This is a genomic window from Hamadaea flava, from assembly GCF_024172085.1.
Classification (GTDB): Bacteria; Actinomycetota; Actinomycetes; order Mycobacteriales; family Micromonosporaceae; genus Hamadaea; species Hamadaea flava.
Genome location: NZ_JAMZDZ010000001.1, coordinates 8,423,897 through 8,446,118, shown reverse-complemented (window position 1 = coordinate 8,446,118; position 22,222 = coordinate 8,423,897). Strand labels below are relative to the sequence as shown.

Below are 22,222 nucleotides of genomic sequence, written 5' to 3'. Positions count from 1 at the left end.
GATCGCGGGTGTCACGCCAGATGAGCCGCGAGGTCCTGATAGGAAGGGACGAGTTCGCCCCACCGTGCTTGTTCGTCGCCACGCTCGCGCCCGGTCACGTACGCGGCCAGGTTCTCGGCGTGGATCTGCCATCCCGCCCCGTAGAAGGCGACCTTGTCCAACGGCAGCCCCGAGACTTCGATGACCAGGATGGTGTGGTCGCCGTCCGCGGTCAGTGCCACCTCTGTGACGGAGTCGAAGGCCGGCGGCGCGTCCGGGCCGCCGGCAGCCCGGCTCTCCTCGGTCTCCCGGCTGATCACCCGGAGTCGCTGTGGCGGTTCGCAAATCTCCACGCGACCCACCGACTCCAGTCCGGCGGAGGTGACGAACAGCCGGATCTCCCCACCTGGACGGAGATCGCCTTCCACACGTCCCCACCAGCGGGCCAGCCGCTCGGGTTGGGTGACCGCCGACCAGAGGTCGTCGATGTCGGTGTCGTAGCGGTCCTCGATGCGGACGACACCCCGGCCAGCCGACGACCGGAGGCTGCCCAGTACGCGGACGTCTGTGCGCGTGTTGTCGGTCATGAAGCGCTCCTTCGCTGACGTTTCCCTCGGGCGATCTCGCTATGCAGGGCGTCCAGCCGCTGCTCCCACAGCGACCGATAGGAGGCGAGCCATTCGTCGATCTCGGCGAGCGGCTGGGGCCGGAGGCTGTAGACCCGGCGTTGCGCGTCCTGGCGTACGTCGACGAGTCCCGCCTCCCGCAGCACTCGCAGATGCCGGGACACTCCCGGCCGCGCGATCGCCAGCATCGCGTCCAGTTCTCCGACCGTGACCGGACCGCGAGCCATCCGCTCGACCATCGCCCGCCGGCTCGGATCGGCCAGTGCCCGCAATGCTGCTTCCATGTATGTGAACGTACCAACTTGGTTACGTAACCGTCAAGGTACATACAGCTAGGCGGATGGAAAGGGTCCCTTCGGCGGCTGATAGTCTGCGTCGATGCCGATCATCGTCCGCCTCGCCACCGGGTTTGACCTGCCATGACACTGAAGCTGCGGCGCGCCGTCCGCGCGATCATCCTGGACGAGGACGACCGCGTCCTGCTTTGCCGATTCGACTTTCCACACCCGGCGGTGCCGGCGCAGGCCAAGGCCGTCTGGGCGGCCCCCGGCGGCGGCATCGAACCCGGTGAGGACCGGCTGACGGCGTTGCGCCGTGAACTGCGGGAAGAGACCGGGCTGGTGATCACCGCCGACCCGCCGCACGTTTGGCACCAGGAAATCGTTGCCGTCGACCAGGCACCGGGCTTCGACGGCCTCGTCAACGACTACTTCCTCATCCGCACGAACCACTTCCAGCCCCGCGGCGAGCTGACCGACGACCACCTCGCAGCAGAGGAGAACCTGGGCGCGTTCCGGTGGTGGCGGCTCTCGGAGATCGCCGGTCATACGGGAGCTGAGCTGTTCTCGCCCCGCGACCTCACGACACCCTTGACGGCGCTGCTCACCGCGGGGGCACCGGACCAGCCGGTCCACCTCGGCCTCTAGCAGATTCCGAGTGCGCACACACCCGTGAGGACCCGCTATCGTTCCGGCGCATGAGCCAGACGCCGCTTTCCGACGCCATCAGTGACCTCGTCGCCGGGTCGGTCCCGGACGCGTACGACCGATTTCTGGCGGTGTTTCGCGTCTCGACGGTCGGTGTGATGATGAACGGCACCCCCGTCCCGGACGGGCGAGGCGGCTTCGTCGCCGGAGGAGATATGACCGTCGGGTCCACCCAGCACGGCGGCCGGACGCGAATCCTGGCCTACGCCGACCCCGAGATCTTCCTGCGTACCTATGGGCCGCAATTCAACGCCGGGCTGTCCGGTGAAGTCCTGCTCCAGATGGCAGCAGGCAGCGCCGATGGCGACGGAATCCTGGTCAACTGCGCGACCAGCGAGACATCTGTCGCCATCGACCGAGCCACAGCGCAGGCGCTTGTTTCCTAGCGACCGGCAGCTCAGCCGTCAGTAGGTCTGCGGCCAGCCTTCGGGCGAGTCCTCCCAGGCTTGCTGCCGCCCGTACGGGGTCAGGTCGAGGATGCTGTGCACCCACAGGAGCCGGTCGACCCCGCGCGAGGTCGTGGTGTAGGTGCGGTAGACCTGGTCGCCGTCACGAAGGAAGACACTCAGCAGGAAACCTCCGCCCACTCCGCAGTCGCGGGTGAACGTCGTGCCGTGCGAGGACACGAACGGCATGGTCCAGCCCATCCGCTCCCGGTACGCCTGGATCTGGGGCAACGGCATGTCCGACGCCATGACCCAGGTGACGTCGCGGGCGGCCAGTCGCTCCGGCCCCGCCTCCGGAATGTTGGCCGCGAAGGCGGTGCAGCCCTGGCAGAACTCGTCCGGCCCCCGGTCCATGAACTGGTACAACGCGAGCTGTGACCGGCCGTCGAACAGGTCCAGCAGCGTACGCGGGCCGTCCGGGGTGGCGAAGGTGTATCCGGTGTCGAACTCGGCCATCGGCAGCCGGCGTCGCCGGGCGGCGAGGGCGTCCAGTTCGCGGGTCGCCTGCTTCTCCGCGGCGAGCAGTTCCGACCGCAGTTTCTGCCACTCGTCGGCGGTGACGATCGCCGGCTTCGCCGGCCAAGCCTGGCTCATGTGCGCTTCCCTTCGCCCGGTACGCCGCCATCCGGCGTACTCGTCTACATGTCGAACGGGGAAGCGGAATTCGACAGCCGGCGGAGAAGAACCTGCGTTGAAGCGTCTGACTATGGCGTCGCGGCGTGGCCGCGGGTCTCGATGAAGACGGCGATGCCGTCCAGGATTCGGGCGAGCCCGAAGGCGAAGTCGGCGTTCGGGTCGTCGGGCTGATCCATCGCGCCGGCGTCGATCGCCTGCCGCAGCAACGGGAATCGGTCGGCCTGCACCAGGTGCCGCAGCACGGCGCTGAAGTCGGCGATCACCGTTTCGAAGCTCTGCCCGCTGGCCCGCGCCGCTTCGATCATCTGCCCGCGGATCAGGGCGTCGTAGCGGATGTAGCCGTTGATCAGCATGAGCAGCGACAGTTTCTCCGTCTCCGCCAGACCGGTGTCGGTCAGGGCGCTGAGGCCAGTCTCCATCCAGGCGAGCTGCCGTGGTGTGGCAGGCGGAGCGGCGACCGGGACCTGCATGAACCACGGGTGCTCGCGGAACATCGCGGCCGTCGCGTACGCCCATCGCTCGATCGCGGCTCGCCACGTCTCGCCCGGCGCTTTCGGCTCCGGCGGCTCGCCGACGGCCGCCTCCATCATCAGCAGGACGAGTTCGTCCTTGTTGGCGACGTAGCGGTAGAGCGCCATCGCGGAGGACGACAGTTCGTTGGCGATCCGAGGCATGGAGACCGCGGGATAACCCTCGGCGCGGGCGATGTCGATGGCCACCGTGACGATGCGGTCGGCGGTCAGGGTCGGTTTCGGGCCTTTGGTGGGCCGTTCCCGGAGGCCCCAGGCTGCCTGTAAGGCGCTGGGCACCGGGCTGCTGATCTCGGTCATCGACGCTGCCTTCTTCTTTGGGGCTTGACGCTCATCCTAGTACTGCGTAAGACTTAAACAGTAACGCGTAAGCCTTACGCAGTACTCGTCGTATCTGGAGGAAACCGTGCAAGACACCATGGCGCCGCCCCGAGCGGGCCGGCGGGAGTGGATCGGGCTCGCCGTGCTGATCCTGCCGCTGCTGCTGGTCTCGATGGACGTCTCGGTCCTGTACTTCACCGTGCCGTTCATCAGCCGCGATCTCGCGCCGAGCAGCACCGAACAGCTCTGGATCTTCGACATCTACGGGTTCGTGCTCGCCGCGCTCCTGATCACCATGGGGGCGCTCGGCGACCGGATGGGCCGCCGACGCCTGCTGCTGATCGGAGCGCTCGGGTTCAGCGCCGCGTCCGCGCTGGCCGCGTACTCCAGCAGCGCTTCGATGCTGATCGGCGCGCGGGCGATCCTCGGCATCGCCGGGGCGACCCTGATGCCCTCCACTCTCGCCCTGATCCGCAACATGTTCCACGACGAGAAGCAGCGCTCCACCGCGATCGCCGTCTGGACCGGAGTGATGACCAGCGGCATCGCCCTCGGTCCGATCGTCAGCGGCCTGCTGCTCGAACACTTCTGGTGGGGCTCGGTCTTCCTCATCAACGTGCCCGCGATGGTCCTGCTGCTCTTGCTCGCGCCGATCCTGCTGCCCGAGTATCGGGCCGCCTTCCCCGGCCGGTTCGACCTCGCCAGCGCCCTGCTCTCGATCGCGGCCGTCCTGCCGGTCATCTGGGGCGTCAAGGAGATCGCCGCGCACGGTGTCGACATGACCAGGGCCGCCGCCATCGTCGCGGGTCTGGCGATCGCGGTGGTGTTCCTCCGGCGTCAGCGACGCCGCCCGGATCCGATGCTGGACCTGGCCATCCTGCGCCGCCGGGCGTTCGCCGGGTCGGTGCTGGTCAGCCTGCTCGCGGCGGTCGCGATGATCGGTTTCGCGGTCCTGTCCACTCAGTACCTGCAGTTGGTGCTCGGAATGAGTCCGCTCGAGGGTGCGCTGTGGAGCCTCGTGCCGTCCGCCGGGGTCGGCGCGGCTGCCCCGATCGCTGCCACGCTGGCCCGGCGCGGAGTGGACCGAGCCAAGATCATCGCTGCGGGTTTCCTGGTCGCCGCCGGCGGGTTCGCTGTGCTCAGCGCGGTCCCGGTCGAGTCCGGCCTGTGGCTTTGGCTGGTCGGGTCCACGCTCTACGTGGCCGGCGTCGTCGTGGTGCTGTCCACCGCCACGGAACTCGCGGTCGGTGCCGTCCCCGCCGAGCGGGCCGGAGCGTCGTCGGCCCTGATGGAGACCGCGACCGAGTTCGGCGGCGCGTTGGGCATCGCGATCCTCGGCAGCGTCGCGACCGCGGTCTATCGCGCCCAGCTCAGCGACGACGTCCCGGCCGCCGCGCGGGAAACCATGGGCGGCGCCGTCGCCACCGCTGCTGGCTTGCCCTCGGCCGAGGCGTCGGACCTGCTGCGATCCGCGCGTGCGGCGTTCGTCGCCAGCATGCACACCGCGGTGTGGACGAGCGCGGCGATCATGCTGGTGGCCGCCGTCGCGGCGCTCGTCTGCCTGCGTCAGACGGCGATCGCCCAGCCGTCGGCGGAACGCGAACTCGCCAAGGTCTGATGTTCCGGTGCCGTGCTCCGGCTCCGGGAGCACGGCACCGCGCTCGTCCCGTGGGACGAAGGTCCCAGCCGGGGGTGCTGAGCGGCACTTCCTGCGGTACGCGCGGCTGCCGAAGCTGGGATCATGACGATTTACGCCGACCGCCCCACGCTGGCCGGGGTCGACGCGCTGCTGGCCGACGGGCGGATCGTGCGGATTCGCCCGGCGGACGAAGCTGACGCCACCGCCTTGGCGACGATGTTCGGGGCGAGTTCGGTCGACGCGCTGCGGTTGCGGTTCTTCGCGGTCCCGGGTCCGGCGGTCATCACGGCCGAGGTCGCGCGGCTCACCCGCCCCGCCTCGGCCGAACACGGGGTGCTCGTCGCGGCGGAAGCCGGTCGTGTCGTCGGCGTCGCGTCGTACGAGCGTGGCCCCACCGCGGCGGCGGCCGAGTTCGCCGTCTTCGTCGCCGAGGACGAGCGCGGCCGCGGGATCGGCACCGTCCTCCTCGAGCACCTCGCCGCCCAGGCCGAGGCCAACGGCGTCACCGAGTTGTCCGGCGAGGTGATGCCCGCGAACTTCTCGATGCTGCGCGTCGCCCGCGACATGGCCGCGCACGCGCGCACCGACGCGCTGGCCGAGGTCGTGGACGTCGGGCTGCCCGCCAGGGCACAGGCCGCCGCGGTCAGCGCGGCCGATCTGCGTAATCGCACCGCCGAACGGCTGTCGCTGCGCCCGCTGCTCACCCCACGCTCGGTCGCGGTCGTCGGCGCGAGCCGCACTCCGGGCGGCGTCGGCCACGAAACCCTCCGGGCGCTGGCCGAGTACGGCTTCAACGGCATCCTGTTCGCGGTGAACCCGCACGCGGACAGCGTCGCCGGGATCCCGTCCGTCCCCTCGCTGCGCAGACTTCCCGACCTGGTCGATCTCGCGATCATCGCGGTACCGGCCGCTGCGGTGCCGGCGGCACTGCGGGAGGCCGGCGAGTCAGGCGTACGCGCGGCGATCGTGCTGAGCGCCGGCTTCGGCGAGGCCGGACCGGCCGGGCAGGCACTGCAGGACGAAGCGGTACGCATCGCGCGCGAACACAGCATGCGGCTGCTCGGTCCGAACTGCGTCGGCCTGCTCAACACCGATCGCGCCGTACGCCTGAACGCGACGTTCGCGGGCGCGCCGCCGGTGCCGGGCGCGCTCGGTGTCGCGTCGCAGTCCGGGGCGGTCGGCATCAGCCTGCTCGACCATCTGGCCCGCTGCGGATGCGGGGTGTCGTCGTTCGTCTCCCTGGGGAACAAGGCCGACATCAGCGGCAACGACTTGCTGGCGTACTGGCATGACGATCCGGCGACGAAGGCGGTCGCGCTGTATCTGGAGTCGTTCGGCAACCCGCGCCGGTTCGCCCGTCTCGTCCGCGACCTGGGCCGGCGCAAGCCGGTGCTGGCGGTCAAGAGCGGCCGGTCGGCGGCCGGGCAACGCGCCGGCGCTTCGCACACCGCGGCGGCGGCCGCTCCGGAGGTGGCGGTGGACAGCTTGTTCGCCCAGGCCGGGGTGGTCCGGTGCGACGACCTCGGCGAGCTCATCGACGCCGCGCGGATGCTGGTCGACCAGCCGCTACCGGCCGGCAACCGGATCGCGGTGGTCGGCAACGCCGGCGGGGTCAACGTCCTGGCCGTGGACGCGGCCGACGCCGCCGGTCTAGACGTCCCGGCCGTGAGCCCGCGGTTGGCGGCCCGGCTGGGCGGTTCGGCGCAGAATCCGCTCGATCTGGGCGCGGAGGCGACGCCGCAGACGCTGCAAGCGGCGCTGACCGCGTTCGCCGAATCCGGTGAGGTCGACGCCATCGTCGTCGTGGTCGCCGCGACCCGCGCCAACGACGTGCCCGGGATGCTGGCCGCCGCCGGCGAGGTCTTCGACACGCATCCGGACCTGCCCGCCGCCGGAGTCGTCATCGGCCGGTGGGACGTCTCCCACGTGGGCGCCTGCCCCGAGCGGCCGGCGTACGACCTGCCGGAGCGCGCCATCCGCGCCCTCGGGCACGCCGCCCGGTACGCCGCCTGGCGCCGGGAGCCGCTCGGCGGGCCGCCCATTCTGGACCGGATCGACCCGGTGACCGCCCAAGCCGTCGTGGCGACGGCCGCCGACGGCTGGCAGCCGGCCGACGTGACCGCCGAACTGCTGCGCTGCTACGGCATCACGCAGATCGATCACGCGGTCGCGGTGACGGCGGATGAGGCCGTGGCGGCGGCGAACCGGTTGGGCTACCCGGTCGCGGTGAAATCAGCGGTCCCCGAACTGGTGCACAAGACCGACGTCGGGGCGGTGCGCCTCGACCTGACCGACGCCGAGGCAGTGCGTCAGGCGTACCACATGATCGGCACGGCGCTGGACGTCGCGCGACCGCAGGTGCTCGTGCAGCCGATGGCCCGCGGACCGGTGGAGCTGGCGGCGGGCGTCGTGCACGACCCGCTGTTCGGCTCGCTGGTGATGCTCGGCCTGGGCGGCGTGCTCACCGACCTCCTGGGCGACCGGGTCTACCGGCTGACGCCGCTGTCGGACCGGGACGGAGCACGGATGTGGCGGTCGTTGCGCGGCGCGCGGCTGCTCACCGGTTATCGCGGCGCCCCCGGCGTGGACACCGCGGCGGTCGAGGAGCTGGTCCACCGGCTGGGCCGAATCGCCCAAGACCTGCCGCAGATCGCGGAACTGGACCTGAATCCGGTCATCGCCGGACCGGACGGGCTCGTGGTGGTCGACGCGAAACTGCGCCTGGCGGCGGTGGGCGACGAACCGGATCCTTATGTGTTCCGGCTGCGCTGACCGCGCGTCAGTGGCCGCCTTCGCGCAGCTTGGTGGCCAGCACCGCCGCCTGGGTCCGCCGCTCCAGGCCCAGCTTGGCGAGCAGGCTCGAGACGTAGTTCTTGACCGTCTTCTCCGCCAGGAACATCTGCGCCGCGATCTGGCGGTTGGTCAGCCCGTCGGCGATGAAGTCGAGGATCTTGCGCTCCTGCTCGGTGAGCCCGCGCAGCTGGGCCGGCTCCCGTTGCGGGTTGCGGATGCGCTCCAGGACGCGCGCGGTGACCGCCGGGTCCAGCAGCGACTGTCCATCGGCGACCCGCCGGACGGCGTCGACCAGGTCGGTGCCCTTGATCTGCTTGAGCACGTATCCGGCGGCTCCGGCCATGATCGCCGCGAACAGCGCCTCGTCGTCCTCGTAGGAGGTGAGGATGAGCACCTGGATGCTCGGGTCGACCGAACGGATCTCACGAGCCGCGTCGATGCCGCTGCCGTCAGGCAGCCGCGCGTCCAGGATCGCCACGTCCGGACGCAGCGCGGGGGCCCGGTGTGCGGCCTCGGTCGCCAAACCGGCCTCGCCGATCACCTCGATGTCGCCCTGCGCCTCCAACAGTTCGCGCAGGCCGCGCCGGACGACCTCGTGGTCGTCGAGGAGGAACACCCGGATCATGCTCCTCAGTGTGCCAGCGTTCCGGACCCGGCGCACAGGGACTTTAGTCCCACCCGGGCATGGGCCATCGGGCCTGAGGGGTTGCGCCCGGCGGCCCTGACCTCGTGGCCCGCGTGGGTGGATCGTCAGAACCATGAGGACCATCGGACCGGCGGACGGCCGCACCCTGCGGGTGGCGGCACAGGTCGCCCTCAACGCCCCGTCCATCTTCAACACGCAGCCGTGGCGATGGGTCGTCCAGGAGCACTCGATGCAGCTGTGGGCGGACCGCGCCCGGCAGCTGCTCGTCGCCGATCCCGACGGCCGGCTGCTGACCGTCAGCTGCGGCGCCGCCCTGCACCACGCGAGAGTCGCGCTGGCCGTCGCCGGTCACGCCGCCGACGTGCGTACGCTGCCTGATCCCGCCGAGCCCGATCTGCTGGCCGAGGTGCGCCTCGGCGACGCCGCCGATCCGGCCACCGAGGACCGGGCCGCGTACGCCGCCATCTCGCAGCGGCGCACGGATCGGCGGGCGTTTACCGGCCAGCCGGTGCCCGTGGAGGTCATCCAGCGGCTGATCGCCCTGGCCGAACGCCAAGGCGCCCATCTGGCGGTGCTCCGCGGCGGCGAGATCGACGATCTGGCCATCCTCACGGCCCGCGCGGCGGAACTGCAGTTCGCCGATCCGGCGTACCGGCACGAGCTGGCGGCCTGGACCGCCGACGCGCCGAAGGCTCCGGCCAACGGATCCGGTGTGCCGTCGGAGACGGCCGTGTCGCCGTCGCCCCGCCGGGTCCCGGTACGCGAATTCGCCCCATCCGGCGTCGGCACGCTCGACCCCGGCGACGAGGGCGACGCCGGAACCCTGTACACGGTGCTGTTCACCGACGAGGACACCCCGCCGGCCTGGCTGCACGCCGGTCAGGCGCTCTCGGCGCTGCTGCTCGGCGCCACCGCGGCCGGTCTCGCCGCTTCCCCGATCAGCGACGTCACCGAGCACACCCTGACCCGCGAACGGCTGCGGCACGTGCTGGCCGGGATCGGCGCGCCCCAGCTGGCGCTACGCGTCGGCTACGCGCCCGACGGAACACCACCGGCCAGCCCACGCCGCCGGCTGGGTGAGGTCGTCAACCTGTCGAGCTGAAGGAGGCTCTGATGTCCAGCACCACCCCCGTTCCCCCGGTCGTCGCCGGTGTCGACGGCTCACCGTCCAGCCTGGCCGCCGCCCGGTACGCCGCCCACCTGGCCGAACTGCGCGACGCGCCGCTGTCGCTGGTCTACGGGTTCGAGATCCCGGTCTACGGATACCTCCCCGTCGCGGTCGCCGATCGGTACTACCTCGACGACCAGGCGATGCGTGCTGACGCCGAGACGATGCTGGCCGCAGTGGTCAAGCAGCTGACGGACGATCATCCGGGGCTGGCCGACATCAGCGCCCGCGCCGTCACCGGCGGCGGCGCGGCAGTGCTGCTCGAAGAGTCCCGCCACGCCCAGCTGACCGTGGTCGGCTGCCGCGGACTGGGCGGGTTCACCGAACTCCTGCTCGGCTCGGTGTCCGCACAGGTCTCCGCGCACGCCCACGGTCCGGTCGTCGTCGTACGCCCACCGGTCACCGACGGCGAGACCCCGGCCGAACCGGTGGACGGCCCGATCGTGGTCGGTGTGGACAGTTCCCCGGGTGCGCAGATCGCCCTGAAGTGGGCCGTCGACGAGGCCCGCCGACGGAACACCTCGATCATCGCCGTGTACGCCTTCCCCATCGGCCGCGACGAACCCTACTTCGAGGTGCGGCAGGACGAGGCGGTCGCCGAGCAGATCCTGTTCGACGCGGTCAGCCCGTGGCTGCACCAGCCCGGCGTGACCATCGAGACGCGTACCGTGGCCGCGCAGCACGTCGAGAAGGCGATGATCGACCAGACGATCGGAGCCGGGTTGACCGTCGTCGGCGGCCGGGGCGGCGGCGGGTTCACCGGGCTGCTGCTCGGCTCGGTCAGCCGGGCCCTCGTGCACCACGCGCACGGACCGGTCGCCGTCATCCACCCAGCCCGATAGCAGCCCGATAGCAGGAGGTGTTTTCCGATGATCGAGACGACGTATCTCACGCTGCGGTCCCACCCGTTCCTGACCGGTCTGTCGGACCGGCAACTCGACCGGCTGTCGATGTGGGGCTACACCACCATGTTCCACCGGGACAGCCGCCTGTTCGCCGAGGGCGGGCGCGCCGACCGGTTCTGGCTCGTCGACGACGGTCACGTCCGGCTGAGCACCAACGTCCCTGGTCGCGGCGAGGTCGTCGTGGAGACCCTCGGCCCTGGCTCGGTCATCGGCTGGTCCTGGCTGTTTCCGCCATACCGGTGGCAGTTCACCGGCACCGCCGAAGACGTGGTGCACGCGGTGGCGCTGGACGGGCCGGGCGTACGCGAACTGTGCGCGGCCGACCCCGCGCTCGGCTATGAGCTGATGCGGCGGTTCACCGGCGTCATCGCCGAACGGCTCAGCCACACCCGGGCCCGGCTGCTGGCCGTCGAACCCGCTGGAGAGCCGGCTGCGATCGAGCCCGAGCCTGCCTCGTAACACACCCGACCGTGCCGCCCGCTCACCGTGTGGTGAACCGGGCGGCGCGGCGGTGCTGCCGTCGTTCGTGCGATGGGCGTACGCGCTGCGCCGTCGTGCTGCGTAGATCGCTCGCCGCGAACAGGCTCCGTTTGGTCGTCTCGACGAGAGCCAGGTAGACGGCGACGAGGACGACGACCACGCCGAGGAACACCGGGGGCAGCGCGGTGAAGCCGAGCGCCCCGGCGAGCGGCGAATACGGGATCGACCACGCGACCGTGACCGCCGCTGCCGCCGACAGCACGAGCGCGAGGCTGGGCCGGCTGCGCCAGAACGGGCTGGCGTGGGTACGGATGACGAAGACGATCAGCGTCTGCGTGGCGACCGATTCGACGAACCAGCCGGTGCGGAACTCGGTCGCCCCGGCGTGCAGGACGCTGAGCAGGATCGCGAACGTCAAGAAGTCGAAGATCGACGACAGCGGCCCGAAGGTCAGCATGAACCGGCGGATCTCCCGCAGATCCCAGTGCGCCGGGCGGGCCAGCTGCTCGGGATCGACTCGGTCGGTCGGGATGGCGATCTGCGAGACGTCGTAGAGCAGATTGTTGAGCAGAATCTGGCCCGGCAACATCGGCAGGAACGGCAGAAAGGCCGATGCCCCGGCGGCGGAGAACATGTTGCCGAAGTTCGACGACGTCCCCATCAGCACATACTTGACCGTGTTGGCGAAGATGCGCCGGCCTTCGGTCACCCCGTCGGCCAGGACGCCGAGATCCTTGTCCAGCAACAGAACATCCGCGGCGTCGCGGGCCACGTCCGCTCCACTGTCGACGGAGACCCCGACGTCCGCACTGTGCAAAGCGAGCGCGTCGTTGACCCCGTCACCCAGGAACGCGACGTCGCGACCCGCCAGCCGCTGTACGCGTACCAGCCGGGCCTTGTCCTCGGGGCTGACCCGCGCGAAGACGGTGGTGGCCGCGATGAGCGCGGGCAGCGCGTCGTCGTCGATCCCGGCGAGCTGCCTGCCGGCGACCACTCCGGCGACCGGCAGGCCGACCTGGCGGCAGACGTGGCCGGCGACGGCCGGATGATCGCCGGTGACGACCTTGACCGCGACGCCGAGCTGAGCGAGCCGGGCCAGAGCCTCGGCCGCCTCCGATTTGGGCGGGTCTGACAGCACGAGTACGCCCACGAGAGTGAGGTCGTGCTCGTCGTCCGGACCGATCGTCGACGCCCCGGGGGCGGGCCGCGCCGCGACCGCGATCACCCGCCCACCGGCGGTCAGCTTCTGATCGAGCACCTTCCGGGCCGGGTCCAGCTCGCCCTGGCAGCGGGCCAGGATCTCCTCCGGCGCGCCCTTGACGATGAGCGTCCGGCCGTCCGGCCCGTCCACGAGGACGCTGGTCCGGCGACGCTCGTGATCGAACGGCACCGAATCCCAGCGCTGATAGTCGGCGACCGGCTGGGCCGCGGCGTCCGGCGACCGCCACAGCGCCTGGTCGAGCGCGTTACCCCCGGCCAGCGCACCCGGCGACACCGTCGCCTCGTTCGCCAGCAGCCCGTACAGCAGCGGCAGCTGTGCCGGGCGGCCGTCCACGGCCAGGCTCTCCTCCAGGGCGAGGGCGCCGGCGGTCAATGTGCCGGTCTTGTCGGTGAACAAGACCTCGATGTTGCCGAGGTCCTCCACACAGACCAGGCACTTGACCAGCACCCGCCGCCGGGCCAGTCGCCGGGTCCCGGTCGCCAGGCTGGTCGTGACGATCGCCGGCAACAGCTGCGGCGTGATGCCGACCGCGATGGCGAGGCTGAACAAGATCGCGTCGAGAATCGGCCGGTGGAGCGTCAGGTTGATGACGAAGATCATCGTCGTGAGCACTGCGGCGACCCGGGCGAGCAGCGTCGAGAATCGGGCCAGACCGACTTGGAACTCGGTGGGCGGATGCCGTCGGCCGAGTCCCACCGCGATCCGCCCGAACGCGGTCCGGGGTCCGGTCGCCACCACGACCCCGGTCGCCGACCCGGCCCGCACGACAGTGCCCATCAGCACGCACGACGACAGTTCGCCGAGCCCGGACTCGGCCGCCGGGACGTCGGCGCTCTTGTGGACGGGCACGGATTCGCCGGTCAACATCGCTTCGTCGCACGTGAGGCCGGTGGTTTCCAGCAGCCGCAGGTCGGCGGGGACGATCTGGCCCAGCTCCAGGCGTACGACGTCGCCGGGAACCAGCTCGGTCACGTCGGCCTCCCGCGCCTGTCCGGACCGGACGACGACGGCGCGATGCCGGATGCGATCGTGCAAGGCAGCGCCGGCCCGTTCGGCTCGATACTCGTTGAGGAAGCCGAGTCCGACGCTGATCGCCATGATGACGCCGATCACCACGGCGTCGGTCCGCTGGCCCACGAGGAACGACACCGTGGCCGCGACCAGCAGCAGCGCCAGCAGGGCGGAGCGCAGTTGCCGGACCAGCACGGCCCAGCCCGACACCCGGTGCGTACGCACCGCGTTCGGCCCGACGATCGCCCGCCGCCGGTCGGCTTCGGCGTCGCCGATCCCGTCCCGTCCGCTGTCGAGCACGCTCAGCACGTCCGCAGCCGACATCGCGGCCGAACGCTGAACGTCCAATGACCACGGCTGCGGTCGCCCACCCGAAGCCGTGTCCGAGTCGGTCGCGATCACGCCATCGCCTCCTGCTGTCACCGGCTCGCCCTCAGGCCCGGCGACCTCGTCGGCGGTTCACCGCCCACAACAGCAGCCCTGGCAGCGCTGCCACGGCCGCGCACAGCAGCAGTTGCGTACCCGTGAGCGGTTCCGTGCGCAGCAGCACCCGCAGCGGCTCGGCCAGCACCCCGCCGATCTGGGCGAGCGCGGAGATCCCGACGGCCAGCAGCAGCCCCGGGTTGGCCCACCGGTGAGCACGGTCGCGCCGGGCCCGGACCGCGAGGGCGACCCCGAGCTGCGCCAGCCCCAGGGTCACGAACAGCATGCTCTGCCAGGGCAGCCCGGCGTTGGCGGCGAACACCGCGAGCCCGGCCGACACGACCGCCAAGAGCGTGCCGACGGCCAAGATCGTCCGGCCCAGGCCCTCACCGAGAACCTGCTCGCCCGGCGGCCGCGGCGGCCGGGTCAGCACGTCCGGCTCGGCCGGTTCCGCCCCGAGCGCGACGCCGGGCAGCCCATGGGTGAGCAGGTTGATCCACAGGATCTGGCCGGGCAGCAGCGGCACGGCCAGTCCCAGGAACGGCCCGGCGAGCATGACGAGCAGCTCGGCCACTCCCCCGGCCAGGCCGTAGCGCAGGAACCGGCGGATGTTGTCGTACACGCGCCGGCCCTCGCCGATCGCGGCCGTCACCGTGTCCAGGTTGTCGTCGACCAGGACGAGGTCCGCCGCCTGCCGGGCGACCTCGGTCCCGCCGCCCATCGCCACGCCGATGTCCGCGCGGCGCAACGCGGGCGCGTCGTTCACCCCGTCGCCGGTCATCGCGACGACCTCGCCGTGGCTCTGCAACGCGGTGATGATGTCGATCTTCTGCTCCGGCCGCGTACGCGCGAAGACCTGCACCTCGTTCGCCTGCTCGGGATGGTCGCCGGTGCCGACGCCGTCGCCTTCGTGCCACAGGCCCAGCTGCTGCGCGATGGCGGCGGCGGTGTTCGGATGATCGCCGGTGATCAGCATCATGCGTACGCCGGCTTGGCCGAACGTGCCGGCGGTGTGGCTCGCCCCGGCCCGCAACGGGTCGCCGATGCCGATGACGCCCAGCGGCCACAGCCCACGCGGATCGGCAGCGTCGATGCGGTCCTCGGATTGCCCGGCCGCGACGGCGACCACCCGCAGTCCCTGTGCGGCCAAGTCGGCGGCGGCCCGCCGGAGACGCTCGACGTCTCCGGTGACCACGGGCGCCGTCAGCACCGTCTCCGGCGCGCCCTTGCAGACGGTGTAGTAACTGTCGCCGCGCTTGTGCACGGTCGTCATCCGCCGGGCGGCCTGGTCGAACGGGCGCTCCGCCACCCGTGGGTACGCCGCCCGCTGCTGGTGCGGATCCAGACCACAGCGGGCCGCGAACGCGACGAGCGCCGCCTCCACCGGATCGCCCACCGCGTACCACTGTGGATGGTCGTCGTCCGGCGGCAGCAGTGCCGCATCCGAGCACAGGAGCCCGGCGCGTGCCAGCTCCCGCAGCGGCGGCCCGGGGTCGGGCACCACCACGCCGATCGGCTCATAGCCCGCGCCGTGCACCTCGTACGCGATGTCTTCGGCGATGGCCCGCCGGACCGCCATCCGGCCTTCGGTGACGGTGCCGGTCTTGTCGGAGGCCAACACGGTCACCGAACCCAAGGTCTCCACCGCATGCAGATTCCGCGGAATGGCCTGATGCCGGGCGATGCGCCGGGCGCCGAGCGCGAGCGCGAGGGTCACCACGGCGGGCAGCGACTCCGGCACGGCCGCCACGACCAGGCTCACCGCGACGAGCGCCATCGTGACGACGGGCCGGCCGGCGAGCACACCGAGGACGGCCACCATCACGCTCACCGCCACGATCGCCGCACCCAGCAGCCGCCCGAGTCCAGCCAGCCGCCGCTGCAACGGCGTCGGGCCCGCCTTGGCCCCACGAGCCAGCGACGCGATCCGGCCCAGCGCACTGTCCGCCCCGGTACGCCGTACCGGTCCCTCGGCCCGGCCGGTGACCAGGACGGTGCCGGACAGCAGCTCGTCGCCGGGCTCCCGGACGACCGGCATCGACTCGCCGGTCAGCACCGCCTCGTCGACTTGGCAGCGATGCGCGTACGCGACGACCAGGTCCGCCGGGACGATATCGCCTGCCTCCAGCCGCACCCAGTCCTCGCGTACGAGTTGGGCAGCGGGAACGACCACGTCGTGACCGTCGCGGACCACCCGCGCGGTCGGCGCGGACAAGGTGTCCAGGGCCGCGATCGCGTGGTCCGCGCGGACCTGCTGGACCACGCCGATGGTCGTGTTGAGCACGACGACCAGGGCGATGATCGCGGTGTCGGGCAGGTCGCCCAGGGCGATCGTGACGACCACCGCAGCCAGCAGCAACAGCACGAGCGGATCGCGCAGCTGGTCGAGGATCCGGGCGACCAGGTGGCGTGGCCGGGGCCGGGCGACCTCGTTCGGCCCGTCGCGGTCTCGCCGGGCCGCCGCTTCGGCGCTGGTCAGCCCGATGATCTGCGGCGCGGTGACGGTCACTCCTCCCGCCCCGCCAGCCGGGTGCTCCGCGGGCCTTCGCGGTCGCGGACCGTTTGATCGTCAGGTGGCGAGTTCTCGCGGACCTCTTCGTCGTGATAGACCACACCGAGCAGGTACCCCAGGCGGTGATCCTGAGACTTCCGGAGCAGACCCCGCGTGGCCTTCTTCGGGCCGGCTTCCTCCGCGGCGGTTTCCTTCGGGACGGCTTCTTCCGTGGCCATGCCTTCAGCGTGCGACCGGCGCGTCGCCCGGCCCAGTGCCGCGGGTCCCGCGAGCCGGGACTTTAGGCCCGCCGGGACTTCAGCCCGGGTCGCGGGTGGTTCACGACCAGCGGGTCAGTCTTCGGACGGGTGTATCACGGCGACCGCGTGGTGGGCGTGATGCACGAGCGCCCGGCTGACTGAGCCGAGCAGCAGCCCGGCGAAGCCGTCGGCGGCAGGGTGCCCCGGTTTCTGATCAGGGGACCAAAGTCCCGGGGGTCGCCGGAGTTGCGGGGAATCTCGGGTGACGTGACGAGTGCGTCACCCGGGTGGTGGCCCGCCCACGACCGCGCCGCCCGGCCGTACCATTTGTCTCGTGGAACAGCAGTGGACTTCGCTCGGTCTGTCGCCGCTGTCGCGCGTACGCCTGGATGAGCTTCTCCAGGAGCTGCTGGACCGCGTGGGCGACGTGATGAACAGCCGTGAGCGGCTGCGCAGCCTGCTCGACGCGGTCGTGGGCATGGGCACCGACCTCGATCTGCATGCGACCCTCGAACGGATCGTCGTGTCGGCCTGTCACCTCGCGGACGCGAAGTACGGCGCGCTCGGCGTGATCGGCGGCGACCGGCAGCTGATCGAGTTCATCACGCACGGCATGGACCCGAAGACCCACAAGGCCATCGGCAATCCACCGACCGGCAAGGGCGTGCTCGGCCTGCTCATCGGCGACCCGCGCCCGGTACGCCTGCCCGACATCACCCGGCATCCGCAGTCGGCCGGGTTCCCGCCAGGCCACCCGCCGATGCACAGCTTCCTCGGCGTGCCCATCCGCGTCCGCGATCACATCTTCGGCAACCTTTACCTGTCGGAGAAGCAGGGTGCGCCCGAGTTCTCCGACGACGACGAGGAGATCATGGTCGCGCTCGCGGCCGCCGCCGGGGCCGCGATCGAGAACGCCCGCCTCTATGCGCTGGCCGGGCGCCGCCAACGCTGGCTGCAGGCCACGGCCGAGGTGGCGGCCACCATCGCCGACGTGCACGACGCGCAGGATCCGCTGGCGATCGTGGTCCGCAAGGCCCGCGAGGCGGCTGACGCGGTCTTCACGACCGTCGTCCTGCTCGACGACGACGGCGACGGCCTGACCGTCGCGGCCTGCGACTCCATCGAACCCTTGGACGGCCTGGTCGGCGAGACGATTCCGCTGGAGGGCTCGGCGATCGAGGCCGCGATCACCCGCGGCGAGCAGTTGGAGGTCGAGCACGTCGGCAAGGCCGCCACCTGGCCGGTCACCGTGCCGGAGCTACGCGCGTCGATCTCGCCCTTCGGCCACTCGCGCGGCGCCCTCATCGTCGCCTACGCCGGCGAGCCCCGTGAGACCGAGGAACTGCGCCTCGTGGGGCTGTTCGCCAGCCAGGCCGCGCTCGCCCTCGACCGCGCCCAGGCGCACCTCGATCGCGAGCAGTTGCTGCTGCTGTCCGACCGCGAGCGCATCGCGCGCGACCTGCACGACGTCGTCATCCAGCGGCTGTTCGCCACCGGTCTGCAATTGCAGACCGTGGCGGCGCTCGCGACGAAGCCCGAGGTGGCGAATCGCATCCACCAGTCCGTCGACGACCTCGACGCCACCATCCGCGACATCCGCGGCGCGATCTTCGAACTGCGCGCCCCGACCGCCACCTCGCTCCGGGCCGAGATCCGCGGACTGGCCGAGCGCGCGTCCGCCGGGCTCGGGTTCCGCCCGGCGCTGCGGCTCGACGGGCCGGTCGACTCGGCCGTGCCGGTCGAGCTGCACGGCGACATCCTGGCCGTGGTCAACGAGGCCCTGTCCAATGTGATACGCCATGCGCAGGCGACTGAGCTGGAGATGGCTGTCGCGGTGCAATCGGGACGGCTGACGGTCACCGTCTACGACAACGGCCGGGGCGGCGCCAAGGAGTCCAGCGGGCTGGCCAACGCCCGCGAACGCGCCCGGCAGCACGGCGGCGACCTGGACCTGACCTCGCCACCGGACGAGGGCACTCGCGTGGTCTGGTCGGTACCGCTGGCCTGACGGGACGGCGGTGATCAGTCTGCAGTACCGACCGGTTCATCCGGGACCGCCATGATGACGTCGGCCAGCGCCCGCCGAGGCGACGCTGGCGGCTCGTCGCCGTAGCCGAGCCGGATGATCGCCTGAGCTCGTCGGCCCAGCCCGCTGTCGTCGAACAGTGCCCGCAGGTCGGCGTACGCCAGGGGCCGCGTCATCAGGGTGCTCTGCACGCCGTTGGCCGTGGCCGTCAGCAGGACGCGTTCCAGCGCCTGCCCGGCCCGCAGCCAGGCGTACCGGGAGTCGCCGGAACCGTAGAGGATCGCGAGCGTCGGATCGTCCTCGACCACCCCGGGCCAGGCGAAGTCGGCGGAGTACGCGGGATCGGCCCGGAGCGAGGTCTCCGCCCGGCGTACCACGCCGAGGACCGCATCCCGCAACGGCGGGTCGGCGATCATCAGGTACGCCCCCTCGGCGGCAGCGGCCTGGACCAGTTCCGTCAGCACCGGCTCCGGCAGCTCGGCCGAACGGAACGGGCCGCGGTTGGACCGTCGGCGGGGAATCGCACCGGCCAACCGGCGCGCGCGATAGGTCGGCTGAACGCGCCCGCCGAAGGTGACCCGGGCCAGCAGATCCGCCTGCGACCGCTCCGGCAGCAGCGCGTACGACGGCCGGTATCCGCGGGCCAGCAGCGCGACCCGCAGATTCAGCACCGCCGCACCGACCGAGATGGCCAGCTCGCGCCCGTTCGGGTCGCTCGCCGCCGGCCGCCGGCTGCGGTCGGCGTACACGTCGACGCAATGCTCGCGCGGCAGGAACCGCCACGGCTGAGTGTTGTGAATGGACGGCGCGGCGATCGCGGCCTCGAGGCACTCGGCGAGGATGGCGTGTCTCATCGGCACACGGTGCGCCGCATCGACGATGTGGCGTAGGGCCTTGTGGCGCAGCCGGTCGGGACTTTGTCCTCTGTCTGTGACCGGGACCGGTGAGCTGAGCTGGAGCGGCCCGGCGCCTTGCCAGCCCGCGAGGAGGGCCTGAGCGGACGTCCACTTGGGAACGCGGGCGAGCCGGTGGGCCGGACACGGCGGTGTGGACCTTCGACGGTCCGCACCGCCCTTGTCTTATCCACACCAGACGCCGGGCTGACAGTCCCTCCGATCGGAGTCTTTGGTCCCACCCGATCCGGGAACTGTGTCTCTGCTGCCACGACCGTCCAGAACCGATGCTCTGAGGGCAACGAAGTGTTTCTCACCCCCTCCTGAAGGAGCACACCATGAAACGCCGGACCCTCGACCTCCTGTTCAGCATCGGCGGGCTCGCCCTCGCCGCGCTCCTGCTGGTCGCCGGCATCGTGCTGGGCGCCAACGCCAGCTTCGCCAACACCTACGTGCACGACCAGCTGGCCGCGCAGCACATCACCTTCAAGACCGCCGACACCCTCACCGACGAAGAGAAGAAGGCCGCCTGCCTCGTCGAGTACGCCGGCCAGCCGATGACCACCGGCAAGCAAGCCGAGTGCTACGCCAACGAATTCATCGGACTGCACCTGAAGTCGATCGCCGGCGGCCAGACCTACGCCGACCTCGGCACCCCCCAGACGCAGCTGAAGAACCAGCTGACCGAGGCACAGAAGGCCACCCCGGTCGACCAGGCCAAGGTCGACGACCTGACCAAGCAACTGGCCGACGTCACCGCTCAACGGGAGACCGTCTTCAAAGGCGAAACCCTGCGCGGCCTGCTGCTGACCAGCTACGGCTTCAGCGAATTCGGCACCAAGGCCGGTCAGGCCGCACTCGTCGCCTACGGCGCCGCCGCCCTGATGCTCCTGCTGGCGCTGGCCGGACTCGCCCACGCCTTCACCACCCCGAAATCGACCGGCTTCGCCCTCGTCGAAACCGAACAGGCCAAGGCCACGGCCAAGTGATCGTGAAGTGATCTCCCCCGGGTCCGGCCCGGTGACGCTCCCCGCGTCGCCGGGCCGTCCGGCTGTCCAGCCCGTCAAGCCGCTCTTCAGGCGATGCCGCCGTCCGGAGCGATCTCGGCGATGCGGGCGAGGTCCTCGGCCGTGAGCACCAGGTCGGCGGCCGCGATGTTCTCGGCGACCCGGGCGGAGCTGCGCGAGCCCGGGATGGGCACGATGTCGGTCTGCTGCGCGAGCACCCAGGCCAGCGCCAGTTGCGCCACGGTCGCGCCCTTGCTCTCGGCGAGCTTGGCCAGCTCGCCGACGATCGCCACGTTGGCGTCGAAGTTCTCCGGGTTCCACCAGGCGACGCGCTGACGCCAGTCGTCGGCGGCCAAGCTGTCCCGGTGCTGGACCGCGCCGCTGAGGAAGCCCCGGGCGATCGGCGAGTACGCCACCAAGCCGATGCCGAGTTCGTCGAGCACCGGCAGCAGCGATTCGACCCCGCGGGCGAAGATCGAGTACTCGTTCTGCAGCGCCGAGATCGGGTGCACCGCATGTGCCCGCCGAATCGTGTCGGCGTCGGCATTGGACAGTCCGAGGTACTTCACCTTGCCGGCCTGGACGTATTCCCGCATGACGCCGACGACGTCCTCAATGGGCACGTTCGGGTCCGGAATGTGCTGGTAGAGCAGGTCGATCGTGTCGACGCCGAGGTTGCGCAGGCTGTTGTCGACGACCTCGCGGATGTGCTCCGGCCGGGAATCGCGGCCAAGTGTCGGGGTGAACCCGAATTTGGTGGCGATGGTCACCTGGTCGCGGATCGGCGCGAGCGCGTTGCCGAGCAGCCGCTCCCCGACTCCCCAGCCGTACAGCTCGGCCGTGTCGAAGTGCGTCACGCCGAGGTCGTGAGCCTGGCGGATCGCGGCGATGGACTCGGTGTCGTCCGACGGCCCGTAGCCGATCGCCGTGCCCATCGCGCCGTAGCCGATCTCGGAGACGATGAGACCTTCCCGGCCCAATGTCCTGTTCTTCATGGGTGTCGCTCCTCAAACCCAGCCAAAGTCAAACCGAACGGTTCGGTTTGAACGTACCCGCGCGGATCCCACTCCGCCAAACCGAACGGTTCGGTTGAGTACGCTCAGAGCATGGCGGCCCCGATCAGCACCGATTCGACGAGCGACCGCATCGTCGCCGCGGCCACGGCGGAGTTCTCCGAGCACGGCATCGCCGGCGCCCGGGTCGAGCGGATCGCCAAGGCGGCCAAGACGAGCAAGGAACGCGTCTACGCGTACTTCCAGAGCAAGGAGGCGCTCTACCGGTTCGTCGCGACCCGGGAACTGGCAGCGGTGGCCGAAGCCACCCGGCTGGACCCCGCCGACCTTCCGGGCTACGCCGGGCGGGTGCACGACTACTTCCTCCAGCATCCGGCTCGCCGGCGCCTGATGACCTGGGGCCAGATGGAGCTGTCGCTGGACGGGCAGACGTCCGACGACCCGCTCCGCGAGTCGGTCCACCACAAGGTCGAACAGCTGCGCCAGGCGCAAGAGGCCGGTCAGCTCGACGACGGCTGGGACCCGATGGACGTCCTGATGTTCGTCAACCAGCTCGCGATGTCCTGGGCGGGCAATCCCGCCCTGGTCACCGTCCCCGACGAGGACCGCGACGCCTTCCTCGCGGACCGCCGGGCGGCCATCGTCGCCGCCGTGCAACTGCTGTTCCCGTCCCGCAGACCGTAATCTGCCGCGATCTGCGGCCGGACTTCCGTCGCCTCCG

Annotated in this window: 20 protein-coding genes; 10 read left to right on the top strand and 10 right to left on the bottom strand. The window is 71.1% G+C overall.

Going from position 1 to position 22,222, the window contains the following annotated elements:
- Window positions 1–11: 11 nt before the first annotated feature.
- Entirely contained in the window at window positions 12–566 is a 555-nt protein-coding gene (locus tag HDA40_RS39460; RefSeq protein WP_253763188.1) for an SRPBCC domain-containing protein, read from the bottom strand.
- Window positions 563–889 carry an ArsR/SmtB family transcription factor gene (locus HDA40_RS39455; protein WP_253763187.1) on the bottom strand — a complete coding sequence of 109 codons (327 nt, stop codon included), beginning with the start codon at window positions 887–889 and terminating at the stop codon, window positions 563–565. Before HDA40_RS39455 ends, HDA40_RS39460 begins: the two co-directional genes overlap by 4 nt.
- A 135-nt stretch (window positions 890–1,024) precedes the next feature.
- Between HDA40_RS39455 and HDA40_RS39450 the strand changes: the two genes are divergently transcribed.
- Both HDA40_RS39450 and HDA40_RS39445 read left to right on the top strand, forming a co-directional pair.
- Window positions 1,025–1,531, top strand: a complete 507-nt coding sequence (locus tag HDA40_RS39450; RefSeq protein WP_253763186.1) for an NUDIX domain-containing protein — start codon at window positions 1,025–1,027, stop codon at window positions 1,529–1,531.
- 50 nt (window positions 1,532–1,581) lie between these two features.
- Window positions 1,582–1,977 (top strand): hypothetical protein, encoded by a 396-nt coding sequence (locus tag HDA40_RS39445; protein ID WP_253763185.1) that lies wholly within the window; start codon window positions 1,582–1,584, stop codon window positions 1,975–1,977.
- Window positions 1,978–1,995: 18 nt separating this feature from the next.
- Here HDA40_RS39445 and HDA40_RS39440 read toward each other — a convergent pair whose 3' ends face one another.
- On the bottom strand, window positions 1,996–2,631 hold the full coding sequence (locus HDA40_RS39440) for a DUF899 domain-containing protein (protein WP_253763184.1): 636 nt from the start codon (window positions 2,629–2,631) through the stop codon (window positions 1,996–1,998).
- A gap of 110 nt (window positions 2,632–2,741) precedes the next feature.
- Window positions 2,742–3,503: a TetR/AcrR family transcriptional regulator gene (locus tag HDA40_RS39435; protein WP_253763183.1), complete on the bottom strand. Its 762-nt coding sequence runs from the start codon at window positions 3,501–3,503 to the stop codon at window positions 2,742–2,744.
- 106 nt (window positions 3,504–3,609) lie between these two features.
- Here HDA40_RS39435 and HDA40_RS39430 point away from each other — a divergent pair, with 106 nt between their 5' ends.
- Window positions 3,610–5,142, top strand: a complete 1,533-nt coding sequence (locus tag HDA40_RS39430) for an MFS transporter (RefSeq protein WP_253763182.1) — start codon at window positions 3,610–3,612, stop codon at window positions 5,140–5,142.
- A gap of 123 nt (window positions 5,143–5,265) precedes the next feature.
- Window positions 5,266–7,935, top strand: a complete 2,670-nt coding sequence (locus tag HDA40_RS39425) for a bifunctional acetate--CoA ligase family protein/GNAT family N-acetyltransferase (protein ID WP_253763181.1) — start codon at window positions 5,266–5,268, stop codon at window positions 7,933–7,935.
- A 7-nt stretch (window positions 7,936–7,942) separates the two neighbouring features.
- Here HDA40_RS39425 and HDA40_RS39420 read toward each other — a convergent pair whose 3' ends face one another.
- On the bottom strand, window positions 7,943–8,581 hold the full coding sequence (locus HDA40_RS39420) for a response regulator (RefSeq protein ID WP_253763180.1): 639 nt from the start codon (window positions 8,579–8,581) through the stop codon (window positions 7,943–7,945).
- 133 nt (window positions 8,582–8,714) lie between these two features.
- Between HDA40_RS39420 and HDA40_RS39415 the strand changes: the two genes are divergently transcribed.
- Genes HDA40_RS39415 through HDA40_RS39405 form a run of 3 tightly spaced genes read left to right on the top strand, consistent with a single transcriptional unit; the run spans window position 8,715 to window position 11,134 of the window.
- On the top strand, window positions 8,715–9,704 hold the full coding sequence (locus HDA40_RS39415; RefSeq protein WP_253763179.1) for an Acg family FMN-binding oxidoreductase: 990 nt from the start codon (window positions 8,715–8,717) through the stop codon (window positions 9,702–9,704).
- 11 nt (window positions 9,705–9,715) lie between these two features.
- On the top strand, window positions 9,716–10,612 hold the full coding sequence (locus HDA40_RS39410) for a universal stress protein (protein ID WP_253763178.1): 897 nt from the start codon (window positions 9,716–9,718) through the stop codon (window positions 10,610–10,612).
- A gap of 27 nt (window positions 10,613–10,639) precedes the next feature.
- Entirely contained in the window at window positions 10,640–11,134 is a 495-nt protein-coding gene (locus tag HDA40_RS39405; RefSeq protein WP_253763177.1) for a cyclic nucleotide-binding domain-containing protein, read from the top strand.
- Window positions 11,135–11,156: 22 nt separating this feature from the next.
- Here the strand turns inward: HDA40_RS39405 and mgtA are convergent, their stop codons facing one another.
- Genes mgtA through HDA40_RS39390 form a run of 3 tightly spaced genes read right to left on the bottom strand, consistent with a single transcriptional unit; the run spans window position 11,157 to window position 16,541 of the window.
- Entirely contained in the window at window positions 11,157–13,790 is a 2,634-nt protein-coding gene (gene mgtA / locus HDA40_RS39400; RefSeq protein WP_253763176.1) for a magnesium-translocating P-type ATPase, read from the bottom strand.
- Between the two features lie 31 nt (window positions 13,791–13,821).
- A complete protein-coding gene (locus HDA40_RS39395) occupies window positions 13,822–16,320 on the bottom strand; it encodes a cation-translocating P-type ATPase (protein WP_253763175.1) in 2,499 nt (832 codons plus the stop codon).
- Window positions 16,317–16,541, bottom strand: a complete 225-nt coding sequence (locus HDA40_RS39390; RefSeq protein ID WP_253763174.1) for a hypothetical protein — start codon at window positions 16,539–16,541, stop codon at window positions 16,317–16,319. Before HDA40_RS39390 ends, HDA40_RS39395 begins: the two co-directional genes overlap by 4 nt.
- A gap of 451 nt (window positions 16,542–16,992) precedes the next feature.
- Between HDA40_RS39390 and HDA40_RS39385 the strand changes: the two genes are divergently transcribed.
- Window positions 16,993–18,570 carry a GAF domain-containing sensor histidine kinase gene (locus tag HDA40_RS39385; RefSeq protein WP_253763952.1) on the top strand — a complete coding sequence of 526 codons (1,578 nt, stop codon included), beginning with the start codon at window positions 16,993–16,995 and terminating at the stop codon, window positions 18,568–18,570.
- Between the two features lie 14 nt (window positions 18,571–18,584).
- On the opposite strand, the gene HDA40_RS39380 is transcribed toward HDA40_RS39385, so the two are convergent.
- On the bottom strand, window positions 18,585–19,442 hold the full coding sequence (locus tag HDA40_RS39380; protein WP_253763173.1) for a nitroreductase family protein: 858 nt from the start codon (window positions 19,440–19,442) through the stop codon (window positions 18,585–18,587).
- Between the two features lie 377 nt (window positions 19,443–19,819).
- On the opposite strand from HDA40_RS39380, the gene HDA40_RS39375 reads away from it, so the two are divergent.
- Window positions 19,820–20,470 carry a hypothetical protein gene (locus tag HDA40_RS39375; RefSeq protein WP_253763172.1) on the top strand — a complete coding sequence of 217 codons (651 nt, stop codon included), beginning with the start codon at window positions 19,820–19,822 and terminating at the stop codon, window positions 20,468–20,470.
- Between the two features lie 86 nt (window positions 20,471–20,556).
- On the opposite strand, the gene HDA40_RS39370 is transcribed toward HDA40_RS39375, so the two are convergent.
- Window positions 20,557–21,483: an aldo/keto reductase gene (locus HDA40_RS39370; RefSeq protein ID WP_253763171.1), complete on the bottom strand. Its 927-nt coding sequence runs from the start codon at window positions 21,481–21,483 to the stop codon at window positions 20,557–20,559.
- 111 nt (window positions 21,484–21,594) lie between these two features.
- Here HDA40_RS39370 and HDA40_RS39365 point away from each other — a divergent pair, with 111 nt between their 5' ends.
- The gene (locus HDA40_RS39365) at window positions 21,595–22,185 is read left to right on the top strand and encodes a TetR/AcrR family transcriptional regulator (protein ID WP_253763170.1); all 591 of its coding nucleotides are present in this window, start codon (window positions 21,595–21,597) and stop codon (window positions 22,183–22,185) included.
- Window positions 22,186–22,222: the final 37 nt, after the last annotated feature.

Coding starts and splice junctions, on each gene's coding strand:
- HDA40_RS39460 (WP_253763188.1), bottom strand. CDS start 566: ATGACCGACAACACGCGCACAGACGTCCGCGTACTGGGCAGCCTCCGG.
- HDA40_RS39455 (WP_253763187.1), bottom strand. CDS start 889: ATGGAAGCAGCATTGCGGGCACTGGCCGATCCGAGCCGGCGGGCGATG.
- HDA40_RS39450 (WP_253763186.1), top strand. CDS start 1,025: ATGACACTGAAGCTGCGGCGCGCCGTCCGCGCGATCATCCTGGACGAG.
- HDA40_RS39445 (WP_253763185.1), top strand. CDS start 1,582: ATGAGCCAGACGCCGCTTTCCGACGCCATCAGTGACCTCGTCGCCGGG.
- HDA40_RS39440 (WP_253763184.1), bottom strand. CDS start 2,631: ATGAGCCAGGCTTGGCCGGCGAAGCCGGCGATCGTCACCGCCGACGAG.
- HDA40_RS39435 (WP_253763183.1), bottom strand. CDS start 3,503: ATGACCGAGATCAGCAGCCCGGTGCCCAGCGCCTTACAGGCAGCCTGG.
- HDA40_RS39425 (WP_253763181.1), top strand. CDS start 5,266: ATGACGATTTACGCCGACCGCCCCACGCTGGCCGGGGTCGACGCGCTG.
- HDA40_RS39420 (WP_253763180.1), bottom strand. CDS start 8,581: ATGATCCGGGTGTTCCTCCTCGACGACCACGAGGTCGTCCGGCGCGGC.
- HDA40_RS39415 (WP_253763179.1), top strand. CDS start 8,715: ATGAGGACCATCGGACCGGCGGACGGCCGCACCCTGCGGGTGGCGGCA.
- HDA40_RS39410 (WP_253763178.1), top strand. CDS start 9,716: ATGTCCAGCACCACCCCCGTTCCCCCGGTCGTCGCCGGTGTCGACGGC.
- HDA40_RS39405 (WP_253763177.1), top strand. CDS start 10,640: ATGATCGAGACGACGTATCTCACGCTGCGGTCCCACCCGTTCCTGACC.
- HDA40_RS39390 (WP_253763174.1), bottom strand. CDS start 16,541: ATGGCCACGGAAGAAGCCGTCCCGAAGGAAACCGCCGCGGAGGAAGCC.
- HDA40_RS39385 (WP_253763952.1), top strand. CDS start 16,993: ATGAACAGCCGTGAGCGGCTGCGCAGCCTGCTCGACGCGGTCGTGGGC.
- HDA40_RS39380 (WP_253763173.1), bottom strand. CDS start 19,442: ATGAGACACGCCATCCTCGCCGAGTGCCTCGAGGCCGCGATCGCCGCG.
- HDA40_RS39375 (WP_253763172.1), top strand. CDS start 19,820: ATGAAACGCCGGACCCTCGACCTCCTGTTCAGCATCGGCGGGCTCGCC.
- HDA40_RS39370 (WP_253763171.1), bottom strand. CDS start 21,483: ATGAAGAACAGGACATTGGGCCGGGAAGGTCTCATCGTCTCCGAGATC.
- HDA40_RS39365 (WP_253763170.1), top strand. CDS start 21,595: ATGGCGGCCCCGATCAGCACCGATTCGACGAGCGACCGCATCGTCGCC.